The sequence below is a fragment of the Cyanobacteriota bacterium genome, from assembly GCA_025054735.1.
Taxonomy (GTDB): Bacteria; Cyanobacteriota; Cyanobacteriia; order SKYG9; family SKYG9; genus SKYG9.
Genome location: JANWZG010000339.1, coordinates 1 through 4,501 on the forward strand (window position 1 = coordinate 1; position 4,501 = coordinate 4,501).

The window sequence follows — 4,501 nt, forward strand, 5'->3', positions numbered from 1 at the left end:
CAGCTTCTTGGTACCCAAGCGATTGTGGGCGCTCAGGCTACTAAAGCCAATGTCATACAAAAAATGCAAACAGCTCAGCTCATTCACTTAGCAACCCACGGCCTGTTGGATGATTACAAGGGCTTAGGCGTGCCCGGTGCGATCGCCCTCGCCCCTAACACATCTCCTGCCCCACCCTTAGCTGGGTTACTCACAGCCAGTGAAATCTTTGACCTGAAGCTAAAAGCTGATCTAGTCGTGCTCAGTGCTTGTGACACTGGACGCGGCAAAATCACAGGCGACGGCGTAATCGGGCTGTCTCGCTCGTTGATTACTGCTGGAGCTAACAGTGTGATTGTATCTCTGTGGAAGGTGCCCGACGACTCTACCTCGTTTATGATGCAGCAGTTTTATCAAGTGCTGAAGCGACCAGGGATAGACAAGGCTGCTGCTCTGCGACAAGCAATGATCACCACCCTGCAACAGTTTCCAGATCCGATCGACTGGGCAGCCTTTACCATCATTGGAGAAGCCGAATAGTGGTAATCAAAGTGTCATTGTTCCCACTGACCTCATTAGCAAAACTGGGCGCAAAGACAACGCCTTCACACCCAGTTCTCAAGTAGCTTTGTGAATTAGTAGCTGGTAATACCAATTCTCCAAAAGCCAGCAACTTAACCCACTAGTTCGTAGTCAGGACTCAAGTCCTGATCACAAGTTATCCGTAGCCATAGTATGGAAACATGGCATAACCTTGGCTATCCTTCATCACCAACCAATTTCACCTTGGTAGCTAAGCCTAGTGTTTTCAATAAGCTGATGATCATCCAAGTAACATCAATTTCCCACCATTGCAGACCATGACGGGCAGAATACTGGTAAGCATGGTGATTGTTATGCCAGCCTTCGCCATAGGCTAAGATAGCGACCCACCAACAGTTGGTAGAGCGATCGGTTGTTTCATGGCTGCGATAGCCAAACTTGTGAGTGGCACTATTCACGAGCCATGTGCAGTGATATACCGCTACCAAGCGCACGAAAATGCCCCACACAACAAACGACCAACCACCAAGCATATACAGCACGATCGCCAACCCAACCTGCACCGCCAAAAAGTAGTTTTCAAAAAACTGATAGACCGGATCACTGGAAATATCTTTGGTAAAGCGCTTTACAATGTCTTCGCGATTCTCAATTTCATAGAACATCCACCCCATGTGGCTCCACCAAAAGCCTTTACCAGAATCATGGTGATCTACATGCTGGTCAGAATACAGATGATGATGACGGTGCAATCCTATCCACTCCAAAGGACCACTCTGGCAACTCAAGCTACCACAAAACAAGAAAAAGTATTCTAGCCACTTAGGAGTCTGAAAACTACGGTGTGTAATTAAGCGGTGCCAGCCCAAGGTGACACCTAAACAGCCGGTAACCCAGTGTAAGAAGAGGGCTAGTCCCACGGCTGACCAGCTAAAGTTGCTGGGAAGGAATGCGAACAGTGCTCCAATGTGAACACCCACCATAAACAGGATCACTGCCCATGCAGGTTTAGGTTTGTTTAATGTTGCAACAGTCATGAAGTAATCTCGATAAAGGATTGTTCTACGTGAAACTCCGTGAATAGCGTTCAGAAAATACGCCAAGCAGAGCAAGCACTATCTCCCATCTTTTCCCGGATTGACACTATTGTCAAGGAAAATCTCCGGCGAGTGTTAAATGCCTTTCGCCATCACCGCGTTGGATCCCATCACTTTGCCAGTGTTAGCGGTTATGGGCACAATGACTTGGGACGATCAACCTTAGACTCTGTGGTTGCCGAGATTTTGGGAACGGAAGCAGCGTTAGTGAGAGTGCAGTTCGTGTCTGGTACCCATGCCATTGCCTGTGCCCTTTATGGCGTTCTGCGCCCTGGGGATGAAATGCTAGCTGTTGCTGGCAGTCCCTACGATACTTTAGAGGAAGTTATTGGCATTCGGGGAGAGAATCAAGGTTCTCTTCAGGATTTAGGTATTTACTACAGACAGATCGACTTGACACCAGAGGGCACGATCGACTGGCAAGCATTGGCTACCGCTGTCAAGGATAATACTCGTCTGGTGCTCATCCAGCGATCGTGCGGGTATTCCTGGCGACCTAGCCTGTCTATCGACGATATTGCTAGAATTGTTGACTTAGTGAAGCGCCAGAATCCTCACACGGTTTGCTTTGTAGACAACTGCTACGGAGAGTTTGTCGAAACCCGTGAACCAACGATGGTGGGGGCAGACTTGATAGCTGGGTCGTTGATCAAAAATCCAGGCGGGACGATCGCCACCGCTGGTGGGTATGTAGCTGGACGGGCCGACCTAGTAGAAGCAGCAGCCTGTCGTCTGACTGCCCCTGGTATTGGCAGCAGTGGTGGGGCGACCTTTGACCAACATCGGCTCCTATTTCAGGGATTGTTCCTAGCGCCGCAGATGGTCGGAGAAGCCATGAAGAGCAATCACCTTGTGGCTCAAGTATTTCATGATCTGGGCTATGAGGTAAATCCACTGCCGGAGGCACCCCGGCGCGATGTAATTCAGGCGATTAAACTTGGCTCACCAGAGAAATTGATATCCTTTTGTCGAACTATTCAGGCTCATTCCCCTGTAGGTTCCTACTTGGATCCGGTACCAGCAGCGATGCCAGGGTACGACAGTCAATTGGTCATGGCCGGGGGAACGTTTATTGACGGCAGCACATCAGAGTTGTCAGCCGATGGCCCCCTCCGCGAGCCTTATGTGGTGTTTTGTCAAGGGGGAACTCACTGGACTCATATGGCGATCGCCCTAGAAGCCCTGTTAGAGAATTGGGAGCACTAGCCACAGGCTAGTCATCTGGGAACTGCCAGCAGGCAATGGCCTGAATATCGTTGCTACCGCAGACACAAGCAGTTACAGTTGAGGCTACCCACTCTCGCTGGCAACGACGACAATGGCAAAAGATATTGTTGCGATCAGCAGCCTCTAGAATACGCTGCCACTCTGCGCGGGCAGCCGCGCTCAAAGGGTAAGAAAAATCCATCATCATTGCGCTGCTTTACCCAGGGTCACAACTCTCCGCAGCTAACCACAGGCTAGTCGAGCACCAGCAATATCCCGAATTAACGGTGTCCTAGCTTGCAGATAAGAACTAACTACCTTGGCCTCGTCCCGGGTTAACGGCTTCCGATGATCGAGACGTTCTATGATATCCTGAATCAAGTCGCGATCACTGAGTCGAAGTAGCTGAGTTGTTTGGGTTTCTTCCACCACTAGCCAGAGCTGGTGCAATGTTGAGGAGTCCATAGACATTACTCAATACCATTAAGACTAAAGTCAGCGTGGGAGTATGCCAGAATTTATCCGTAGTTTAATATTTTTTTTAGATTTGCTCTACACCTTACACTGTTTTGACTCTTTCGGGAACGATGCAGTTGCCATCTGCAACGATTCTTGAATAAATTACAGGTTTGTAATCAGGCGTTAGATTTCGTTATACTACGGCTCTCAATCTCAAACTGATTCGTTTGTTACGAACAATTCGCCACAAATCAGGTAGCGTGCTCAAGATTTATCAACACGTTCATCGCGGACTTAGACAAGTTCCCTACTTGGGGCGATCACTGCATCTAGTCTGGCAGGCAGCTCGATGGTGGGTCATCATCTGGGCAGGGCTGCTAGGTGCTCAAGGGTGCTTGCCCGTCGCTACGGTATATCTCAGCCGAGTTGTAGTTGATCGGTTAGTGATTGTATTGGGTCAGGGCACAGATTGGCAATCGATACAGCACCTGTTGCTGCCTATGGGGTTCATGGCAGTAGTGCTGATCGTCACAGAACTGCTGCGAGGGCTGAGTACTTGGGTGCGGACGGTGCTGGGGGAGCTAGTGCGCGATCAAATTACCAGCCTTGTTCACCAACAATCTGCTGCCATCGACTTTGCCTTTTATGAATCGCCTGACTATTACGATCGCCTCTACCGTGTTCGCAGTGACGCTAGCTTTCGGCCCTTGATGCTACTGGAACAGGTAGGTGACCTGCTGCAAAGTGGGATCACACTGATAGCTATGGTCGGTGTGTTGCTGCCCTTTGGCCTCTGGTTGCCTATAGCTCTGCTGGTGAGCGCACTGCCATCGCTCTACACTGTGCTGCACTACAACCAACGTCAACACCGCTGGTGGTTACAGCGTACTCCTGAGGAGCGTCGTGCCTTTTACTACGACTGGCTGCTCACAGAAGGAGAAACGGCAGCGGAAATGCGCCTATTTGACGTGAGTCATCACTTCCAAGCGTTGTACCGATCGCTGCGACATCGGATCCGTAAAGAGCGATTGACCATTGCCCAGCAGCAAAGCATGGCCGAATTTGCCGCTAGTCTAGCAGCACTAGTGGTCACCGGGGTTGCGATCGCCTGGATAGGCTGGCAGGCCCTACAGGGGCAACGAACCCTAGGGGACTTAGCCCTGTTTTATCAAGCCTTTAACCAGGGGCAGGGGGTGATGCGGTCAGTATTACAAAGT

At 50.2% G+C, this 4,501-nt stretch carries 6 protein-coding genes; 3 read left to right on the top strand and 3 right to left on the bottom strand.

Features of this window, described 5'->3' with window-relative positions:
- A partial coding sequence (locus NZ772_14530; protein MCS6814767.1) for a CHAT domain-containing protein occupies positions 1 to 519 on the top strand: 519 nt, incomplete at its 5' end.
- A gap of 218 nt (positions 520 to 737) precedes the next feature.
- On the opposite strand, the gene NZ772_14535 is transcribed toward NZ772_14530, so the two are convergent.
- Positions 738 to 1,559, bottom strand: coding sequence for a fatty acid desaturase (locus tag NZ772_14535; GenBank protein MCS6814768.1), 822 nt, complete (start codon positions 1,557 to 1,559; stop codon positions 738 to 740).
- A gap of 39 nt (positions 1,560 to 1,598) precedes the next feature.
- Here NZ772_14535 and NZ772_14540 point away from each other — a divergent pair, with 39 nt between their 5' ends.
- Positions 1,599 to 2,825 (top strand): methionine gamma-lyase family protein, encoded by a 1,227-nt coding sequence (locus tag NZ772_14540; protein ID MCS6814769.1) that lies wholly within the window; start codon positions 1,599 to 1,601, stop codon positions 2,823 to 2,825.
- 7 nt (positions 2,826 to 2,832) lie between these two features.
- Here the strand turns inward: NZ772_14540 and NZ772_14545 are convergent, their stop codons facing one another.
- Entirely contained in the window at positions 2,833 to 3,030 is a 198-nt protein-coding gene (locus NZ772_14545) for a hypothetical protein (protein MCS6814770.1), read from the bottom strand.
- A 38-nt stretch (positions 3,031 to 3,068) separates the two neighbouring features.
- Positions 3,069 to 3,296, bottom strand: coding sequence for a hypothetical protein (locus NZ772_14550; protein MCS6814771.1), 228 nt, complete (start codon positions 3,294 to 3,296; stop codon positions 3,069 to 3,071).
- A gap of 248 nt (positions 3,297 to 3,544) precedes the next feature.
- Here NZ772_14550 and NZ772_14555 point away from each other — a divergent pair.
- The coding region (locus tag NZ772_14555; protein ID MCS6814772.1) for an ABC transporter ATP-binding protein at positions 3,545 to 4,501 on the top strand (957 nt) is incomplete at its 3' end.

What these genes read in the sequence shown, in the direction of transcription:
- NZ772_14535 (MCS6814768.1), bottom strand. Translation starts at nt 1,559, where the DNA reads ATGACTGTTGCAACATTAAACAAACCTAAACCTGCATGGGCAGTGATC.
- NZ772_14545 (MCS6814770.1), bottom strand. Translation starts at nt 3,030, where the DNA reads ATGATGGATTTTTCTTACCCTTTGAGCGCGGCTGCCCGCGCAGAGTGG.
- NZ772_14550 (MCS6814771.1), bottom strand. Translation starts at nt 3,296, where the DNA reads ATGTCTATGGACTCCTCAACATTGCACCAGCTCTGGCTAGTGGTGGAA.